This is a genomic window from Bacillus sp. TCT6 (assembly GCF_056033845.1).
Window position 1 is genome coordinate 217,950 of record NZ_JBVYHX010000002.1, and the last position, 18,701, is coordinate 236,650.

An 18,701-nucleotide genomic window follows, 5' to 3' on the forward strand; every position below is an offset into this window, starting at 1 on the left:
TTGTTGATATTGTCTTATAAGAAGGAATTCATTTAAGATATTACAGGTCCCGTTCTTTGGTTTAGATAGTAAACAGATTGACTTAAAATAGGCTATGGATTAGAAGCAAATATTTTTGATGGGACATCTTTATTTGATAACTCATATACAAAAAGATTTTCAGAGGTTCTTTCTTTTGTTCTAACCCTTGATCCATCCCTGTTAACGTTGCATTTTCCTACTGATAATGCAGACTACCTTAATGATGAATTTATTAATATTGCTATAAAGTATAATGCATCAGGTATAACAGTGTATGCTAATCAATTCATAAATGTCGTGGAATTTCAGAGCTATAATCATCTTGATAATAGAAAAAGGATTATAGAGTTCTTTAACATGCTAGATGAAGAAATAAAAGGAACTGATATATATAGGATCAAAAACCTACCCATTATTGGAAACTTGGGCGATGCTTTTGATCCTATATTTATATATCCAAGGGATTTTACTGATTTGGTTAATTTGGAGTTATCTAACGTTGGAATAACATGGGATATATATCATTGGTCTATAACCTATCTTACACGTCTAGGTATTTCTAAATTATTAAGGCAAGAGGAAATTGAATACAAGGATTTTCATAAGTATTTAAGCTTAATGAATCATATTAAATATTTTCATTTCAGTTCAGTTCTTTTAAGCATTTAACGATTCCTTATAGTGAGGTACGTTGCTTTGAGGGGGAGAATCCGGTTAATGAATCTATTGATGAGAGTTTATTACATGAAACTTTATTAAAATTGAAGAACAATACTTTGGATAAAAACATAGGTATTGTATTTGAGGTTCAGGAAACTGATTATACGAATAGAAAGAGGTCATGGGAGACTCTTAATTGGTTTCAAGTAATAGCCGCAAATGATTTAGTTATCCTAAGCTCATTATTAATAGCTTATACAGTTTATACAGTAGGGGAAATGATTTATGTCACCAGTCCAAATGACATTTGTTGCTAATATAGCTCCAGAACATTTGAGGGGGACTTATATGGGAGCGGCTAATCTTCAACGGATTACAGGTAATGCATTTGGACCACTTCTAGGTGGTGTATTACTGGATCAGCTTTTAGGGCATATGTTATTTACAATCTTAGGTGTGGTTGTATTATTTCTGGATTTGTTTACTTACTACTAGATAGACTTATTGAAAATAGAAGTAAAGAAATACCTATAAAACAAACATCTTAATTTTAATATTGTTAAGGAGTTGAAAATTAAATTTTATGTTTTAAGAATTAAATAAAGTGCACGTTTATTAATAGTAAACGTGCACTTTATTTATTAGTATTTAAAATTAATTCATATATAGTAATTTTTTAGGTTGCGACCTAAGTATATAAAAGTAATATACTGCTTCTTTTAATCAATTACAACTAAGCTTCTTGACCTATCAATATGATTAAGTAACATACGATACTCTTCTTCGTACATAGTTACACGTTGTAGAAGGAACTGATTTTCTACCTCTAAATTTTTTATTTGACCTTGTAAGTTTGTAAATTCATTTGTTTTTTTATAATTTTGTAGAAAGAGAATAATATCATCTAATGTCATAGATAAAGAGTTGGTTTCTTTTTTTTGTTGAGAGGGAGAAATATTGTTTCCCATTTTTCGATTTTGTTTTGCTTGTTTTATTTCCTCTTGGTATTGTTTTCTTACGTATGAATTCCAACGAAATCCACAAGCGGCAGGTGACCTATTTAGTAGTTTTGCTACTTCTTTGAATGCAGCTAACTGTGTTCCACCGTTACGAATATTCTGGAGTACTGTTGATGCGAGAAGTAAATCGTTATCGTTAGTCCAGGAATCTTGTCTTGAGATTACCACGTTTTGACCTCCTTTACATGCTTTATATTACATATATGCAATTACTTAAAATGATAGAAGTTTAACTTATCTTAAAATAATTAGGAGTAAGTTGATAGAAGTATGTACTATTTAAAATGCGAAATTGCATAAAAAATTAAATTGACTATTTGTTATAAGTGTAACTATAATAGTTACAACAATGCAGCTAAATTAATAGTTTGATGTTATGAAGTAGTTGTATTAATGATGTATAAGCAAATATTAACAAATGAACGGAGTTGGAAATATAAGAAGCTAATATAAAAAAGAATTAAGGCCATATAAAACATTTTATAATCATATATAAATTAAAAGAGGTGCACATTTTGAAAATTTTTAAGGAAATTATAGTTTCTTCAATTGCGTTAACAGCATTTAATGGAGTAGGTGGACTACTTCCAAGTGATAAATCAGAAGTTGCCTATGCAGCTAGTTACAATTATTCAAATAAACAAATGAACTCTACTGTACATAAGCAAGTTACGAAACAATTAATTTTGAAATTTAAAAATGAGGCTAATTTGCCATATCAAGATGGAATAGAAAAATTCATTAAAGAAGAAAAACAAGACCCTGAATTAATTAGAATTTTAAACGAATACCCAAATGTAACTATAAATCGACTTTTTAGTTCTTTAAACCCTAAAGAAATTAAAAATTTAGGTAGAGAAATAAACGACTCCGAACATATTTCTTCCAATTTGCTAAACTATTATATTGTAGAAAACCAAGGTGATATTGATGTACAAGCCTTACTTTCAAAATTTGAGAAATCATCACTTATTGAAACGGCGTATCTACAGGAAGAAGAAACGCCACCTGAAGAGCGTTTATCAAATTTATCTGTTAATCCATATGATGAGCCTAGACTTACAAGGCAAGGTTACCTTGAACCAGCACCATTAGGAATTAATGCACCTTATGCTTGGAGTATAAAGGGTGGAGACGGAAAAGGAACAACTTTTGTAGATATGGAGTATGGTTGGTTATTAAGTCATGAAGATTTAGTGAATCAGAAGATAGAATTGATGTCGGGACAGAATAAGAGTGAACACCATGATCATGGTACCTCAGTTTTGGGGATTGTTTCTGCGGAGGATAATAGCATAGGTGGAATTGGGATTGCACCAAAAGCTAAGGTAAAGGTTGTATCCCAGATTAGGGATAACGGAAATTATAATACAGCTGATGCTATTTTAAGTGCGGTTAACAATATGCAAGCTGGAGATATTCTTTTACTAGAGGCACAAGCAACTTACGATGGATATGGAGATAAGAACTATTTTCCTGTGGAAGTAAAACCAGACATATTTGATGCAATTCGTATGGGAACAAATAAGGGAATTATTATTATTGAAGCAGGTGCAAACGGCGGAAATGATTTGGATCAATTTAGAGACCGTAATGGTAAACAAGTTTTAAATCGTAATAGTCCTGATTTTAAAGATTCAGGAGCAATTATGGTTGGGGCAGCTTCTGCAAGGGTTCCTCATAAGCGTTCATATTTCTCTAATTACGGTAGTAGAGTGGATGTATATGGATGGGGGAATGCAGTAGATACTACAGATGCTAAACCAAGTGAATTTATAACAAATCTATATACATCTAGTTTTGCTGGAACATCTAGTGCATCGCCTATTATTGCTGGTGCTGCAGCATCAATTCAAGGAATAGCAAAAAATAATCAGGGAAAAGTATATACACCAAGCCAGATTAGGGCTATTTTAAGTGACCCTAGTACTGGAACGAAATCTAACGATCCAATCTCTGATAAAATTGGTGTTTTACCTGATCTAAAAGCTATTTTATCTAAACTTGGTTTTTCACCAAACTTAGGTAATGATTCTTCCATTGTATTTCCTGAGGAACAAGAAATAAATAAAGGAAATAAGGGAAATGAAGGATCTACTATTACATTCCCGAAAGAAGATACCGCTAATAGTGAAGAGGACTCTAGCTTTATTTTCCCAGAATAATTGTAGGGATATCTTCTATTTAACATAAAGGAATTTTATATAACTAGTTGAGTATAATACTATTGAGATAGGTTCTTATGTGTAATAGCATAAGGGCCTACCTGTTGCACTTTTTATGGCTAAATTTTCTTCAATAGAGAAAATCCAAGCAGTGAAACGATATTTAGATGGTACAGAAAGCGGAAAACAATTGCTAAATCTATAGAAGTTACTCCTAGCTTACTTCGTGAGTGGATTAGACGATATGAATCTTCAGGTGCAAATGCTTTTGAAAAACGCTACCTACTCTACCCAGTATAAACTAGACGTACTTAATTATATGAATGAACACCGGACATCTATCAGAGAAACAGCGGCACTTCTCAATATTCCGTCTTATGAAACACTTCGGAAATGGAAAATAGCGTATGAAACAGGAGGATTGGATGCACTACATTCAAAGAAAAAGGGGCGTCCAACCATGAAAGATAAAAAAATAAAACAAGTAGTAGAGGGTTCAATAGAAGCACTACAAGCGGAAAATGAGCGTTTACGTATGGAAAATGCGTATTTAAAAAAGTTAAATGCCTTAGTTCAAAGCAAAAAACAATCATCAAACAAGACAAAGCCCAAGTAATATATGAGTTAAGGCATGAATTTCCTGTCAAAGAGTTACTTCAACTCGCAAAAATTCCATGTAGTACGTACTGTACTATTACTGGATCAAACGGTTCAATCGTTCTGATTCAAATGCGGAGGTAAAAGAACTGATTCAAGAAGCTATTTATGATGAACATGATGGGTGTTATGGGTATCGGCGTATTCGTGATGAACTGATGAATCGTGGACACAAAATAAATCATAAAAAAGTGTATCGCCTTATGAAAGAATTAAGGTTAAAATGTCTTGTTCGTATGGAAAAATATCGCTCTTACAAAGGGACAGTTGGGAAAATTGCGCCGAATATTTTAAATCGTAACTTTCAAGCCGACAAACAAAATGAAAAGAGGGTTACAGATATTACGGAGTTTAAGTTATTTGGGGAGAAGTTATACCTATCACTAATGTTATATTTATTTAATGGTGAAATTATCACGTATACAATTGGTTCAAGATCGACCTATTCCCTTGTTTCAACAATGTTAGAACAAGCCTTTGAACGTGTAACAAATCAAGACAAACTCCTCATTCATTCTAATCAAGGGTGGCACTATTAAATGAAACAATACCGTCATTCTCTTAAGCAATGTGGCATAAATCAAAGTATGTCTTGCAAAGGAAGCTGTTATGACAATGTCGTTATTAAAAAAATTTTTCGGTATCATGAAATCGGAATTTCTGTATCGAAAAGAATTTGAAAGTATAACACATTTCAAACAAGAATTAGCAAAGTATATAGACTACTATAAACATAAAAGAATTAAGGCAAAATTAAAGGGTATGATCCCGGTATTATACCGGGATCATACCCTAGAGGCTGCCTAATGAAACGACCTGTCTAACTTTCGGGGGTCACTTCATAAGAAATCGACTTTTTAATGAGTAATTTAATGTCTTTATTAGAAATGAGCTTGATTAAATTAAAGCCAAAATATCTTTTGGGGTATTTAATATATAATCAGCTTTTTCAAAACCTTCTTTTGTCTTTGAGCCCCATAAAGCGAGTGCAAATTTAACACCAGCACTTTTCGCGCATTGCATATCGTATATAGAGTCTCCGATGTATACTGTCTCATTATTAGGGACATCTAATTGTTTCAAACAAGCTAATAATGGTTCAGGGTGTGGTTTATGTTTATCCGTATCACACGCACAAATTGTATGTTCAAAATGACCGCTTAGACCAAATGGTTTGAACTCATCTATTAATTCTTGCTTAGTTTTTGATGTAACAATACCAAGCTTTAATTTACTAAGGGATAACTCTTTAATAATGCTTTCTAATTCTTCAAACACGGAGACTTCATGAGAAAAATCTAGTACAGATTTGGCCCATTTCGGATGAATAACGTCTATATTTTGTACATTTAATTTTTTTAAGGTTTCTTTTCCAGGAATCCCTAATGCGAATCTTAGATCCTGTAACGCATAATCTTTCTTTAGTTCTTCTTTTAAAACTTTTTGTAAGGATTTTAGTATTGCTTTTTCTGTGTCTAGAATTGTGCCGTCTACGTCAAAAACAAGAGATATAATCAAAATAAACCCTCCCTATTTTTTAAACTTCACTCGCAATTACTACTTCAACACCGTTTTCTTTTAAAATGTTATATAAATCATCAGACATAACTTGATTTGTAATGAAAGTGTCTATAGATTCAAGCATTAAACCCTTATAATTTCGACGCTGATTCCATTTAGTGTGATCTGCCACTAAAATAACTCGATCAGCATGTTTTATTAATTCACGCTTGAAATAAATATCTTCTTCAAAACCATAGTATATCCCGTCTTCTGTAATACCAGCGGTTCCAATAAACACCTTGTCAAAGTGATAATCTTTGAGTTTTTCAGTGGTAGAAGTCCCTGTAGTATGTCGAGAAACCTTATTTAAAGTTCCTCCCAAAAGGTGAATAGTCGTATCTTCAGATTGGGCTAACATATAAGCAGTATCAATTGAATTCGTCACAATAGTTACGTTCTTTGATTGCAAATGTTGAGCTACAAAGTTGACTGTTGTTGAAACGTCTAAATAAATCATGTCATTGTTTGCGATTATATTTGCAGCCTTCATTCCAATCAATTTTTTTGTTGCTAATTCAGTCTGTGATCGCTTTTGGTACGTATCAATTTTCTTATGAAAAGTAGCTAAAGCCACGCCACCATAAGTTCTAACTATTGCTTTATTTTTTGAAAGTTTTACTATATCTCTTCTTGCAGTATCTCGTGAGATATGAAACATTTCACACATTTGTTTTATATTCATAGTTTTCTGTGTTTCTAAATAATTAAAGACTCGTATCAATCGTTCTTCTTGATTCATAAGTAACCTCCATAATGATACATTAAGTTAAAATAAGTTAATTTTCAAGTTGTTTTAAGTTATTAAATATATAAAAACTCTTTGGTTAAGTTATTTTAAGTAAAATTAGTGAAATTTCATTTTAAATGCCTTTATAATTTCAAGCGATTTTATGAATGATTTAAAATTTTACCGTTGGAAGCATAAATTTGCCGCTAAGAAAAAGAACCATAACTTTGCCAAAGTGGCAAAGTTATGGTCTAAATCACAGGAGGTCATTTTAATTGTTTGAAAGATGATCAAGTGTTAATAATGAAGAGGGTGTTTTAATTTTCTTAATCTATTATAAAACGTAGCTGAAAAGGTTATATAATGGTTATGATATAATAAAATTCAAGTATAATAAGGGGGATTAATTAGATGATTTTTCAAAGCATGATAACAGCTATTATAGAAAAATTACAAGAGACGGTGAATCCCTATTGGATAATTGTGTTTGGATCAACGGCTGAGAACAGAGAACGAGAAGATAGTGATATTGATATAGCTTATTTAAGTGACACAACTTTAGGGAACTATGAACGTTTTTTATTAGCACAGGAGTTAGCTAACATTGTTCATAAAGATGTTGATTTAGTTGATTTATCCGAAGCTTCTACAGTTTTTCAAGCTCAGATTATACATACAGGAAAGACAATATTTTGTTCGGATGAAAGACGTAAGGTCATTTTTGAAATGAAAACCTTAAAAATGTATTCAAAATTGAATGAAGAACGACAGATAGTATTTGATGATATAAAGAAAAGAGGTTCTATATATGAAGAATGAGGTTATTTTAAATAAAATTTCTACAGTAGAGCGTTGTATAAAAAGAATCCAAGATGTGTATGGAAATGCCCCTGAAAATTTAGAGGATTTTACAAAACAAGATTCAATAATATTGAACATACAAAGAGCTTGTGAAGCGAGTATTGATTTAGCAATGCATATTGTTGCGGGGAAAAAATTAGGACTACCCCAATCTAGTCGAGAGGCCTTTGATTTATTGGTTACAGCAGGATTACTTAGCGCTGATCTAGCAAATAAGTTAAAGGCGATGGTTGGATTTCGTAATATTGCTGTTCATGATTATCAAAGTGTGAATTTAGATATTGTTCGTCAAATTATTGAAAAACATTTAACTGATTTTAAACTATTTACAAAAGAAGTAATGGGGATATTGGAATTTTAGGTAAAAGAACAGGATATTAGGGCTGAGAAAGAAAGTAATTCTATGATTCCCAAACCAGCTATTGAAACAATCACTTAATTTTGTAAGAAGAAACGCGGTCATAAGATGAATTTGTTTATGTTGTAGTGAGGCTTTGCATGAGATTTGTGTAGATAAATAGTAGGGAAAATATCCATATACAATTTTATTAACAAATAAGTAAATATTTTCAAAACTAATTTTTATACATATAATGTATACCCAAAACAAAAAAGTTTCCATAAGGAAACTTTTTTGTTTTGGGTAAATTTATAGCGGTTAATTAATATACAGTTTTTGAAAAAAATGATGACTCATGTCAAATCATCTTCATTTACACGAACATGAATGTAGTATAAAAATGAAGCATATCCAAAATAATTAAAGGGCTGAAAAAATGATTAAAAAACTTATTATTAGTTCTATTGCTTTAGGTGCAACAATAGGAGTGAGCAAACCTACATTTGCTGCTATAATACATTCTCCATCACAGTTTAAAGAAACTCGAAATGTTCATGTGCAATCCCTATATTCTCCATGGCAGTATTTAGGGCAAACTTCAAGGGAACTTCAAATTAAAAGTAAGGATCCAAAAGTACTAGCTTTTGAACTAGCAAAAGAAGCACCATTTTACGAAGAAGAATTAGTAGACATATGTTCTATAATTTTAGATGCAAATGTAGATGTTGTATATTGGACAAGTAAGGAATGGGTTAGATTTGAAGAAGGAAATTATGAATTTAAACATGAAATTAAAATTTTTAGAGATAAAGAACGTCAGCAATTAATTACGGCACTAGAATCTTAGATCTTTTACAAAAAAGAAGCTATCTTTAGTATGCTATTCTCCCCTCATAGTAGATAGGAAAAAGAAAACACATTAACCTATTTATTATGGAGGGGATTTTTCTATGGGGTAAATTAGAATTACTTGCTATACAAAATGAAAGGAAAAGGAAGTGGGTTTATACTTAAAAGAAGATATAAAACTGTTAAGAAAGAAATAGACATTTATTATCCTATTGTAAGTCGTCGGATGAAATGATCCGAAACTTTAGGTATTAAAGAACTAGAAGAACATGGGAAAACAAAAGGGTTATATTTAGGTAGAATGAAACCTAATGGATTAGGTACTAAGAATAAACGATTGGAAAAAGAGAATGGGATGTTAGAAAAATGAAGGATAGTATGTCGCGAAAGTAAAAATTTTAGGATAGTGTACATAAAAAAGATTTCCTCATCTATCTTAAGTCCGCAAATATTTACAATTTTATAATCATCAAAGATTTCAAGAGAAATTAAATAACCTGAGTCCATACAAATATAGACTCAGGTGGCTTAGCTGCGCTTTGAAAATACTGTCTACCTGACAGAGCCCTCTCTTTTTATTCTTTAAATAAACAAACTGAAACAAGACTATTTAGAAGTATTAGTGAATTAGCCTCTCTTTAATTTTTATTTCGTGTCTCTTAACTTTAACAAGTACAAACATAATTCATTAATCTATATTACCTTTAAAAAATTTATAAATTTGATAATATAAAAACAATAGAATTATGTAATAAGTGAATCAAAAAAACAACCCCAAAAGCAGGCATTGTAACCTGATATTTTTCATTCTTTTTTTTATATACCCAATAAGCATAGTTATATAAAAGACCAATTATCGTTGTACCAACTATATAAGAGATTCCATATCGATGATTTAATCCAAATATAATTGAAGCTATTAAAATGATAAGGTAATCGCGATTTTTAATGTAAGGAATCCAACTTAATAGCCAAAATAAAAATACTTGAAAAACTACTGTTTCATATATAGGTGCTGCTAATACCCCCAATAAAACTTGAAGAATAAGAGGTGCTTCTGTTATTGGGTTTTTTTGTATTTCAGGTAAGAATAGACCTAATGGTATTACAAATAAAAATGATCCTAATAAAATAAGAAAAATAAAAGAAATGGTAGGCAAAGTAAACATAAATCTATTTATTTTTTTGAGCATATATATTTCTCCTATAATCTTTTATTACATCTATACGAAAAGTAATAAATAATTGAGTCTCTTTTTGTTTGACATGTTTTCGTCTACCATTGATGAAAACCGTTCTGTAATTGAATTCTTGGCTTATATGTAGGTGTAGCGATAAAGTAGGCATATATTAACTCTATATTGTTAATATCAAAATATTAAAGAGCTAAGTGAGATATTAAGGTCACACCAATTTTATGATGAATATAATATCAAGCCCGTTAAGGAAATATGCTATATAGGACACGTTTGTACTGATTATTTTACTATATGAATATTTAAGTGCATATAGTTTTGGAAGAGTATGTATTTTTGCATTTTTTAATACAAACGTTTTTTATTAAAAATTAACTTACTGCGCTACCTCATATGAATTTAAGACAATTGAAGGGTAAAGACCAAAAGAGTCTAAGTTTAGATTGTACAGGTAAATATTATAATGTTATAGAAAAATAAGGAAAAAAGTTATAAAATAGGAGATTGAATTAAACTTTCAGATTTTATTGTTCTGCAAGATAAAAATAACTAAAGATGAGGCTTTTAAAAATTCTTATCTTTATTTAAAACTAACGAAATTTTAAAAAATCCTCGCTGAAGGTACTGCAACAAATCTAATTTGAAAATCTTTAGGAGATAAATATGGAATTTTAAATATTCTTAGTCGTCTATTAAACATTATAGCAATTATTATAGGAAAATTCTTTAATATCATCGATTTAGAAGAAATCAGTACAAATAGAAAAGATGAAGTGGTAGAAGTATTACGTCTTCCTTTTAATAGATTTGCAGGAGCAGCTGGACATATAAAAGATGCAATTGTAAATGAAAAAAATTGGAACGTTTGGTTGAACGATTAGTATGCTATTTTAAAGTTTAAATTAATAACAGAAAGAGAACCTCTTAATATGTTACTACTTTGTTTTTGAATTGTTGAAAATAAGAAAGGTGAAATCAATGAAAAAATATTGGCATAAGCTATCGTTGCTTCAAAAAAATGTATTACTAACGGTATTAGTAATTTTGACCCTTGTTGGAAGTATGGGAGCGTTAAGTTTTAATATGTTTCAAAATAGTATGATGTCTATATTTGAGAGGCAGTCTTTTGAAACAGGTGATGCGGTATTAAATCAATTAGATCTAGAAATAGTAAGGGATTTAGCAAAAGACCCCACAGCTCAAAGAGTGAAGAAAGAAAAGTTGACAGAGCAATTAGATAAATCTATAAAAGATATGAAAAGTGTTGGGCAAACATATGTTATAGGAGCCAAGCTAAATGATAAAGCTGAATTACAAATAGTAGCTTTGGATACAGAATTAGCAAATACTGTTTCTGTAAAACCAGGTGAATATTATGAGCAGCCTACTTATTGGATGAAAACATATGATAAAGTAATACAAACAAAACAGGCACAAATGACAGAAGTGTATGAAGATGAATTAGGGTTCTGGGTAACAATTTTAGAGCCAGTTACAGATGAAAATAAAAATATAATTGCAATTGTTGCAGCGGATTTGGAAGCTTCTATTATTCCTCTTACAAAGAAAAACTTTATGATACAAGGTTTACTATTTATTATAATTTCATTAACTATCGCAATTACAATTCAAATATTTATCTCACGAAACTCTCTATCGCCTTTAAAGGATTTACAAGAAGGGTTACGTAAAGTTGGTGAAGGGGATTTAAGTATTAAATTGAATGAAAGATCTGATGATATAGGGATAACTAATAGCTATTTTAATAACACTATTAAAAAGTTTAATAGGATTATAGATAAAGTAAGGCAGACTGCTGAACAGGTTTTGACATCTTCACAGGAATTGTCGGTAAGTACAAAAGAGAATAGCATAGCCTTTAAAGAAATTGCAAGTGCTATTACAGGATTAAATTTAGGAGCACATTCTCATGAATATGTAGTGCAAAAATGTTTAGGGATTGTTCAAGAAATGGAAAGTAAGATGAAAGAAATTAAAGGAGCTGCAAAACAAGTTGGCAATACTTTGGAAGACATGGAACAGCATTCTGTAGAGGGAAAAGATTTGATTAAGCAAATCGTGAATCAAATGAAAAGAATCCAAGATACAGTTCAGGATGTACCTTCTAGTATTTATGCATTCGAAGCACGATCTAAGGAAATTCATGAAATTCTTACTGTAATTACAACCATTTCAAATCAAACAAATTCATTAGCTTTAAATGCTTCTACTGAATCCTCATGTGCTGGAGAGATGGGGGAAGAATTTTCAGGTGTTGCGGACGAGGTAAGTATATTAGCGGAAAGAACCGAGGCATCTGCAAGGGATATAGCTAAATTAATTGGTGAAACCCAGGCTGAAGCAGAGAGAGCTGTAAGATCCATACAGAAGAGTTCAAAGGAAGTAGAATTAGGAATAACACTTGTTCAAAGTAGTGGTGCTTTCTTTGAAAAGATTTCTGAATCTGCACAATCTGTTACAAATCAAATTAAAGCGACTTCGAATCATTCAAGTGACATTCTAAAAGATAATCAAACTATTGTTCATTTTATAAATGAATTATCACACATTGCAAATACATATGTGAATAGCAGTAGTAATGTGGAGACAAGTATGAAAGAGCAAGAACTATATGTACAAGAGATTGCAGAGTTAGCAAATTCTTTAAATTGGCTCTCGCAAGAGTTACAGGGGTTAATAGGGGAATTCAAAAGTAAGTAGGATAGGAGAAGGTGTAGGTATAGAGTATGACCTATACCTTTATTTATTTCTATATAAGAGATGAAAGCTTAGGTATATATATAATAGCTAAACGAATAATTTTTTGCATATTTTGTTGGAAATAGAGCATGATATTACCAAATTCAACGGAGGTGTTTAAAAAATGCAAATTCACGAAAATAATAATTCAAACGAAATCTTAATAGCAGCTGCAGCAAGTGCAATTGAACAAATGAAATATGAAATTGCTCAGGAGTTTGGTGTTACACTTGGACCGGATTCAACTGCACGAGCAAATGGTTCAGTAGGTGGAGAAATTACGAAACGTTTAGTTCGTATGGCGCAAGAGCAGCTATCTGGTCAATATAAAATTCACTAAAACTAAAGGTATATTCCATGCAAGGGATATACCTTTTTAATTTGTTTGTAAAGAGGATCGTTACATTTTTTATTATTGGTTAAGTTTAGAAACAGCAAATTTAGCTGTAAAATTCATCTTCTTCATGTACGTAGAATTTACACCTGCTTGAAATTGTACAGAAATATTACCGTCTTTTTGCGCTTTAAATACGCGACCATATGGGGAATTAGCATTGAATGTGCCAATTACTTGATTATCCGCATCAAAGACCGTATAAGAAATTGGGAACCCTGAATTTTGTACAAAGACTGTAAGTTCTTTCCCTTTTTTAAGATTAAATGATTCTTTTTGAGACACTTCATAGGAACTCATAGAGTAGTATTTTGTGACTTCTTGAATTTCTAAATTCGTAGTAGCTGCACTCGCTTTTGATGCCTCAGCCCCTGGTAAGTTCATACCTGAAAATACTGCAATTCCTAGTGCCCCTGCTAAAATCAATTTTTTCATAATAGTATTTCCTCCTTTAATATATTGTGAGATTTGAAACGAAAGTGAAAATTTCAATCCCTGAAACCATTATAGTTACAATGAGAATTATTTTCAATGAGGGTTAGTATGTAATTTTGCATATATAAAGTATTAACATAAGGTAATCAGTCAAGTTTTGAAGTACTCTTAACAGAAGGGAAGGAAAAAATTAAAAAATCATGAATGATATTGTAACCGAACTATATATCTTTTGAGCATATTCCTTCTGCATCAAGTGAATATATTATTAATTTTATTTGTATTTGTTTTTTATTATAAAACATTTTAAGGTTGATAAAGTTTAATTGAATGGAATTATTAAACAAAAATGATAAATTATACGTTATGATAAAAAGGCAATAAAGTACATCATCCTGACTTTATTGTATGTGTTTAGCCTATGTATGTCGTTTGTATTAAAAATAAGAAGTCTCTTAAAAAGAGACTTCTTATTTTTTGTATGGAGGGGGTATTACAGATGATGGATTACTATCAAATGTTTTTAATTACTATGGCAAGTATTGCTTTATTTTTTTATATACAACATGCTAGAAAACCAACGAAAAGAAACAAATGGAAGTTTTTAATTGTAGTATTTTTATTTTACCTCTTGAATTATTTATTTCTTAAATTTTTATAGATAGATGTAGAGGGGATACGTTTAACATTCTAAAATATAAAAAAGGAAGGGGTAATCCTTCCTTTCATTATCCAGTATGTCCATGTGAATATTTAATAATATTTACAGTACTTTGAGTGCTTGTTGAAGAATTTGATCCAAAAGTTACTGTCACAACAATTAAGATACCCAGTAAGCTAACCGCTAATTTTTTCATTTTAATGCTCCTTTTTTAAAGTTTTTTTCACTGGCTTTACTAGCTTCATAAAAGTAATAGCTGGCTTTTTTATGATTATTTTCTTTGTAAAATTGGGTTGCTAACTTTTCAGTATATTCATTTATATACTCATATAGTTCTTCGCGTTCAAAATAGGAAATTCCTTCTAAAACAGTTTTTTCTATATCAGTAGCACAACTATTTAGATTCATTTTTTCTAAAATCTTAAAGTGATGTATATAGCCTTCAATTCCCAATTGAGTAGAAAGCTGCAGGCCTTTTTTTATTAATTCTTGAGCAGTTTGATGTTCTCCTAATTTATAATGTTCCCTAGCTTCAATAAAAACAGCTTTATAATCGCTAGGTAGTTTCTGATTAACTTCAGATAAATAACGTAATGCTACCTCGGATAAATTCTGTGTAGCATACATAAATCCTAGATTGTGACGAACAATCAAAATATTGTATTCTAAATTTTCTTTTTGGAATGTATCCATAGCCGAGATAAAGTGTTCCTCAGCTAATTCCCACTCCTTTAAATGAGTACATGCTAATCCATATAGGTTATTACAGAAGGCAACTTTCAATTCATACCCAGGATGTTTTGAAAATATATCTTTAGCCTTCATTACATGATTAATACATAAAATCGATTTATGTGTATGACAATAGAAAATGGCCAACTCATAATGGAATTCAGCATGTTCAATCTCATCAGGAATTGTTTCTAATAGGTATTCAGCTTTATCGTAATGTATTTTTGCAAGGCTATGATTGCCAGTAATATTGGAATGAATGGCTTTAAAGAAGTGATAATAGTATGAAAGGAAATCGTCTGTAGGAGTTTTGTAAGCATCACTTTGTTTAAAGCTATCTTTAGAAATACTTAAGCTATCAATTAAATATTGATGTCTAAAATCTAGTAGTGAGTAGTATAATAATATCGTTTGATTTTCTTCTATATCATGGATTTTGTTTTCAATTTCTTGTTTAAGTAATTGAGCGGCGTCTACATGCCTAGCCCTAATTTCTTGATACCATTCATTTAATAAATGAGTTATTTGCTCGTTCCCCTGTATATGAACATTCATTGTTCAATTTCATCCTCTCCAAAGATATTATTCAGCAATTAGTATCATATCAGAATTTTCCTCTATCAAAATCTATTTAATAGCATTTATCAATATAAGACGGAATATTCTATTAATTTATATTTATTGAGATTCAAGTAGTATGTATTATTGTAGTTTCTGTAAAAATAACCTTTTTTTAAATTTAAAGATTTGATCAAAATATATTTTCTTAACAGGCGAAAAGGGAACCATACCTAAGTAATTATGTATGGCGATAATAGGAAATAGAAATAAATAATAAAGGAGAATTTGGATTGTTAGAGTTAAAAGGAAAGCAAGAGAGAAAAGAAATCTTAGAAGAAGATGTAGAGTTATTAAAGGCGAAGGTACATCCAGTACGGCTACAAATTGTTAATGAGTTAATGTACCATAAGACATGTAATGTTACACAGTTAATAGAGATTTTAAATCTTACGCAATCTACGGTCTCACAACATTTATCAAAATTGAGAGGAACAGTACTTCGTGCAGAAAGAAAAGGATTAGAAATGCATTATTATATTGAGAATTCAAAAGCCCGTTAAATCGTCGGAGTTTTAAATGTGAAAATTGGAAGTAATATCAAAATCTCTTGTGTTAAAGCAGGGGATTTTTTATTTTTATTAAAATTTAAATATTTATATTAAAGTAAAAAACTATTTTCTTATTATAGAAATGAGATAGAAATATAAAATAGGTTTTCATTAGTAAAAATATAGAAAAATAAAGAAAAATATGTTAATGTAATAACCGCAATATAGTATTATTCGAAAAGGAGTGAAGAGAGTATATGTTAAAGAAGGGTGTAATGTTATTATTCTTTATTCTATCTATCTCGACATTTAGTATGGTAACTCACGCTGCTAATAGTTCAGAATCTGTGAATCAACCATTTTATGGGTATAAAGAACCATCTTTTAATTCAGCTAAAACAAATGGCGGATCAGAGTATGGTGCTCAAAATGTAGGAGTCATGGAAAAAAGAGATAATGGCTGGTGGAAGATTGAAACATGGGAAGGACCAGTTTGGATTAACTTAAATGGGGAAGAACGTGTTATGGGAGACTTCTATGCATATGATGAACCTTCTTTCTCATCAAAAGTTGCGAATGCTGGAGCGAAGTACGGGCGACAAACATTTAGAATAGTAAAGGAATAAACCAGCCACTTATCTTTTTAGGTAAAGATAAGTGACTAATGGTTTTAGAATGAGGGAGGATTTTTATGTTGGTTTTATGTGAGTTTTGTCGAGATATGGTAAAGTATTCTACTAAAGATGTTTCAAAGGTGACAGTCATTAGAGGGAAGCAATATCATTATGTAGGTAAAGAAGCAAATTGCGAGGAGTGTAAATCTGAAATATTTGTTCCTAACATTCATGATTATAATTGAGAACAATTAGATCATGCCTATAGACAACAGGAACAGTTAGTTACTATTTCTGAAATAAGAGAGGTTTTAGAAAAATATAAGATTGGAAAACGTCCATTGTCTTTACTTTTAGGTTGGGGAGAGGTTACCCTAACAAGGTATGTAAATGGAGATATTCCGACGAAGCAGTACTCGGATATATTGAAAAGATTAGGTAGAGATCAATCTTTTATGCTAGATATTTTGGAAAGAAATAAAGATTTAATTACTCAAAAAGCATATAGAGTCTCTAAAGAAGCAATCGCAAAGCTACAGGAAAATGATGATATTCCTTCTACGCAGACTACGAAAATCGAGGAAGTTGCTAACTATTTGCTATATAAAAATGATGATATTACTCCTTTAGCTCTTCAAAAGCTGTTATACTATGCGCAAGGATTTTGTAAGGTGTTTACTGGGACATATTTATTTGAAGATGATTGTGAAGTAGGAAGTCATGGCCCGGTATATCGAGTTATTTTTAATAAATATAAAGTATATCAGTACGACAATCTTGAAGTTAATTATGATAGTACAAATCAATTAACTCAAATAGAAAAGGAAATATTAGACTGTGTAATCAATACTTTAGGTTGTTATAGTGGGAAGAGTTTAGAAAAAATGATTCTATTTGACTTACCATGGGAAGTTACGCATCTAGAATTAGAAGATAATGATCCCGGTAAACCTATTATGGAAAAAGAAGAGATAGATAATTGCTTTAATACAATGAAACAGGCATATAATTTAGTTACAATTTCTGATATAAAGAAATATGGCATAAAAGCATTTGAAAATATAAACAATTCAATGTTGTAACTATATCATTTTTAATATGATTGATATATGAATTTTTTACTGTTAATCAGGCCTCTATAAAGGTATTAAAAGATAGTACTAATTACAAAAGGTTAGGATTGTAGAATATAAACATTATTAACACGATGTAAATATGCATATTAAATAAAAAGTAAAGTGGATTGATACATTATATGGTAAAATGATATATATGAAAACGTCTTATGAAGTAAATTTTACGCTTTGGACCTTTAGCTCAGCTGGTTAGAGCAAACGGCTCATAACCGTTCGGTCGTAGGTTCGAGTCCTACAAGGTCCACTTATAAACAAGGAGAAAGCACTCAAATGAGTGCTTTCTCCTTGTTTATAATAAATAAAGGGGATTGTGACATGAAAATAATTGATTTAGAGACAGAAAGAAAAAAGAAGGGAAAATTAATGGTAACTATTCCAATTATAGAACTAATATATGGAGAAAAAGGGGAAATTGAATTTAAAGTAGTGGGAAAAAAAGTTGTTCCGCAATCCATGTTAGAGAATTAAACTACTTTCAATTTCTATAGGCTGTAAGGTCGTTAAGTGGGAGATTTCTAAGTACGGAAACCTCGTGGATTTTGATTGATTATGCTATCCCTGTAGTTCCTAAGGCTAAGAGATGAGTTTTCTCCGTTAGTATGGGAGAAAAAGGAGAAAGGAAAGGACATAGCTATTGCGGTTTTAGATACGGGTTGCAATATTAATATAAAGACGTTATTCTTTCCTATGATTTCTCAGAAAGAATAACGCCTTTTTCATTTTAGAGAGTATTTTGTCTTGTTACCTTGATAGCGATAGGGTAGCGCCATCAAAACGCAAATTTCGTACGCTAAGAGAATTT

At 30.7% G+C, this 18,701-nt stretch carries 15 protein-coding genes, 1 tRNA gene and 5 pseudogenes; 14 read left to right on the plus strand and 7 right to left on the minus strand.

The annotated features are described in order from the left end of the window. Positions 1 to 16: 16 nt before the first annotated feature. Positions 17 to 884, plus strand: a pseudogene (locus AC0ONG_RS27975) (endonuclease); the annotation flags it as partial. A 51-nt stretch (positions 885 to 935) separates the two neighbouring features. Next, positions 936 to 1,229: pseudogene (locus AC0ONG_RS27980) on the plus strand (MFS transporter); the annotation flags it as partial. A gap of 171 nt (positions 1,230 to 1,400) precedes the next feature. Here the strand turns inward: AC0ONG_RS27980 and AC0ONG_RS27985 are convergent. After that, positions 1,401 to 1,868 (minus strand): RsfA family transcriptional regulator, encoded by a 468-nt coding sequence (locus AC0ONG_RS27985; protein WP_098438011.1) that lies wholly within the window; start codon positions 1,866 to 1,868, stop codon positions 1,401 to 1,403. Between the two features lie 347 nt (positions 1,869 to 2,215). Between AC0ONG_RS27985 and AC0ONG_RS27990 the strand changes: the two genes are divergently transcribed. After that, the gene (locus tag AC0ONG_RS27990) at positions 2,216 to 3,865 is read left to right on the plus strand and encodes a S8 family peptidase (RefSeq protein WP_098438009.1); all 1,650 of its coding nucleotides are present in this window, start codon (positions 2,216 to 2,218) and stop codon (positions 3,863 to 3,865) included. A 115-nt stretch (positions 3,866 to 3,980) separates the two neighbouring features. Next, positions 3,981 to 5,329, plus strand: a pseudogene (locus AC0ONG_RS27995) (IS3 family transposase). 90 nt (positions 5,330 to 5,419) lie between these two features. On the opposite strand, the gene AC0ONG_RS28000 reads toward AC0ONG_RS27995, so the two are convergent. Both AC0ONG_RS28000 and AC0ONG_RS28005 read right to left on the minus strand, forming a co-directional pair. Next, positions 5,420 to 6,040: an HAD family hydrolase gene (locus AC0ONG_RS28000; protein ID WP_097889085.1), complete on the minus strand. Its 621-nt coding sequence runs from the start codon at positions 6,038 to 6,040 to the stop codon at positions 5,420 to 5,422. 19 nt (positions 6,041 to 6,059) lie between these two features. Beyond that, complete coding sequence (locus AC0ONG_RS28005) at positions 6,060 to 6,824, minus strand: DeoR/GlpR family DNA-binding transcription regulator (RefSeq protein ID WP_097889086.1); 765 nt, start codon at positions 6,822 to 6,824, stop codon at positions 6,060 to 6,062. Between the two features lie 399 nt (positions 6,825 to 7,223). Here AC0ONG_RS28005 and mntA point away from each other — a divergent pair, with 399 nt between their 5' ends. From mntA to AC0ONG_RS28020, 3 genes are all read left to right on the plus strand, one after another. Next, the gene (gene mntA / locus AC0ONG_RS28010) at positions 7,224 to 7,631 is read left to right on the plus strand and encodes a type VII toxin-antitoxin system MntA family adenylyltransferase antitoxin (protein ID WP_046956012.1); all 408 of its coding nucleotides are present in this window, start codon (positions 7,224 to 7,226) and stop codon (positions 7,629 to 7,631) included. Beyond that, a complete protein-coding gene (gene hepT, locus AC0ONG_RS28015; protein WP_016089836.1) occupies positions 7,621 to 8,034 on the plus strand; it encodes a type VII toxin-antitoxin system HepT family RNase toxin in 414 nt (137 codons plus the stop codon). Before mntA ends, hepT begins: the two co-directional genes overlap by 11 nt. 415 nt (positions 8,035 to 8,449) lie before the next feature. After that, entirely contained in the window at positions 8,450 to 8,860 is a 411-nt protein-coding gene (locus AC0ONG_RS28020) for a hypothetical protein (RefSeq protein ID WP_097889088.1), read from the plus strand. Between the two features lie 715 nt (positions 8,861 to 9,575). Here the strand turns inward: AC0ONG_RS28020 and AC0ONG_RS28025 are convergent. Further along, complete coding sequence (locus tag AC0ONG_RS28025) at positions 9,576 to 10,055, minus strand: CPBP family intramembrane glutamic endopeptidase (RefSeq protein WP_098438007.1); 480 nt, start codon at positions 10,053 to 10,055, stop codon at positions 9,576 to 9,578. Positions 10,056 to 11,036: 981 nt separating this feature from the next. Here AC0ONG_RS28025 and AC0ONG_RS28030 point away from each other — a divergent pair. Together AC0ONG_RS28030 and AC0ONG_RS28035 are read left to right on the plus strand one after the other, a co-directional pair. Continuing rightward, the gene (locus tag AC0ONG_RS28030) at positions 11,037 to 12,779 is read left to right on the plus strand and encodes a methyl-accepting chemotaxis protein (protein ID WP_098438006.1); all 1,743 of its coding nucleotides are present in this window, start codon (positions 11,037 to 11,039) and stop codon (positions 12,777 to 12,779) included. A 163-nt stretch (positions 12,780 to 12,942) separates the two neighbouring features. Continuing rightward, positions 12,943 to 13,158, plus strand: coding sequence for an alpha/beta-type small acid-soluble spore protein (locus AC0ONG_RS28035; RefSeq protein ID WP_061667306.1), 216 nt, complete (start codon positions 12,943 to 12,945; stop codon positions 13,156 to 13,158). A 72-nt stretch (positions 13,159 to 13,230) separates the two neighbouring features. Here the strand turns inward: AC0ONG_RS28035 and AC0ONG_RS28040 are convergent, their stop codons facing one another. The 3 genes from AC0ONG_RS28040 to AC0ONG_RS28050 all read right to left on the minus strand — a co-directional run bounded on the left by AC0ONG_RS28040 (position 13,231) and on the right by AC0ONG_RS28050 (position 15,595). Next, the gene (locus AC0ONG_RS28040) at positions 13,231 to 13,647 is read right to left on the minus strand and encodes a hypothetical protein (protein WP_474204977.1); all 417 of its coding nucleotides are present in this window, start codon (positions 13,645 to 13,647) and stop codon (positions 13,231 to 13,233) included. 728 nt (positions 13,648 to 14,375) lie between these two features. After that, positions 14,376 to 14,504 carry a hypothetical protein gene (locus AC0ONG_RS28045; RefSeq protein ID WP_255259137.1) on the minus strand — a complete coding sequence of 43 codons (129 nt, stop codon included), beginning with the start codon at positions 14,502 to 14,504 and terminating at the stop codon, positions 14,376 to 14,378. Further along, positions 14,501 to 15,595 (minus strand): Rap family tetratricopeptide repeat protein, encoded by a 1,095-nt coding sequence (locus AC0ONG_RS28050; protein WP_098280861.1) that lies wholly within the window; start codon positions 15,593 to 15,595, stop codon positions 14,501 to 14,503. The genes AC0ONG_RS28045 and AC0ONG_RS28050 overlap by 4 nt, the downstream gene beginning before the upstream one ends. 296 nt (positions 15,596 to 15,891) lie before the next feature. On the opposite strand from AC0ONG_RS28050, the gene AC0ONG_RS28055 reads away from it, so the two are divergent. The 5 genes and pseudogenes from AC0ONG_RS28055 (at position 15,892) to AC0ONG_RS28075 (ending at position 18,367) form a co-directional block, all read left to right on the plus strand. After that, a complete protein-coding gene (locus tag AC0ONG_RS28055) occupies positions 15,892 to 16,161 on the plus strand; it encodes an ArsR/SmtB family transcription factor (protein ID WP_061663378.1) in 270 nt (89 codons plus the stop codon). 245 nt (positions 16,162 to 16,406) lie between these two features. Further along, positions 16,407 to 16,766: pseudogene (locus AC0ONG_RS28060) on the plus strand (hypothetical protein); the annotation flags it as partial. 74 nt (positions 16,767 to 16,840) lie between these two features. Next, positions 16,841 to 17,845, plus strand: a pseudogene (locus tag AC0ONG_RS28065) (type II toxin-antitoxin system antitoxin SocA domain-containing protein). 224 nt (positions 17,846 to 18,069) lie between these two features. Then, positions 18,070 to 18,143 (plus strand) — tRNA-Ile (locus AC0ONG_RS28070). A gap of 71 nt (positions 18,144 to 18,214) precedes the next feature. Next, positions 18,215 to 18,367, plus strand: a complete 153-nt coding sequence (locus AC0ONG_RS28075) for a hypothetical protein (RefSeq protein ID WP_000691090.1) — start codon at positions 18,215 to 18,217, stop codon at positions 18,365 to 18,367. Positions 18,368 to 18,701 lie beyond the last annotated feature (334 nt).

Excerpts from the sequence above, each read along its gene's own strand:
- AC0ONG_RS28030 (WP_098438006.1), top strand. The coding sequence starts at position 11,037 with ATGAAAAAATATTGGCATAAGCTATCGTTGCTTCAAAAAAATGTATTA.
- AC0ONG_RS28025 (WP_098438007.1), bottom strand. The coding sequence starts at position 10,055 with ATGCTCAAAAAAATAAATAGATTTATGTTTACTTTGCCTACCATTTCT.
- AC0ONG_RS28020 (WP_097889088.1), top strand. The coding sequence starts at position 8,450 with ATGATTAAAAAACTTATTATTAGTTCTATTGCTTTAGGTGCAACAATA.
- hepT (WP_016089836.1), top strand. The coding sequence starts at position 7,621 with ATGAAGAATGAGGTTATTTTAAATAAAATTTCTACAGTAGAGCGTTGT.
- AC0ONG_RS28075 (WP_000691090.1), top strand. The coding sequence starts at position 18,215 with ATGAAAATAATTGATTTAGAGACAGAAAGAAAAAAGAAGGGAAAATTA.
- AC0ONG_RS28050 (WP_098280861.1), bottom strand. The coding sequence starts at position 15,595 with ATGAATGTTCATATACAGGGGAACGAGCAAATAACTCATTTATTAAAT.
- AC0ONG_RS28045 (WP_255259137.1), bottom strand. The coding sequence starts at position 14,504 with ATGAAAAAATTAGCGGTTAGCTTACTGGGTATCTTAATTGTTGTGACA.
- AC0ONG_RS28005 (WP_097889086.1), bottom strand. The coding sequence starts at position 6,824 with ATGAATCAAGAAGAACGATTGATACGAGTCTTTAATTATTTAGAAACA.
- AC0ONG_RS28040 (WP_474204977.1), bottom strand. The coding sequence starts at position 13,647 with ATGAAAAAATTGATTTTAGCAGGGGCACTAGGAATTGCAGTATTTTCA.
- AC0ONG_RS28035 (WP_061667306.1), top strand. The coding sequence starts at position 12,943 with ATGCAAATTCACGAAAATAATAATTCAAACGAAATCTTAATAGCAGCT.
- mntA (WP_046956012.1), top strand. The coding sequence starts at position 7,224 with ATGATTTTTCAAAGCATGATAACAGCTATTATAGAAAAATTACAAGAG.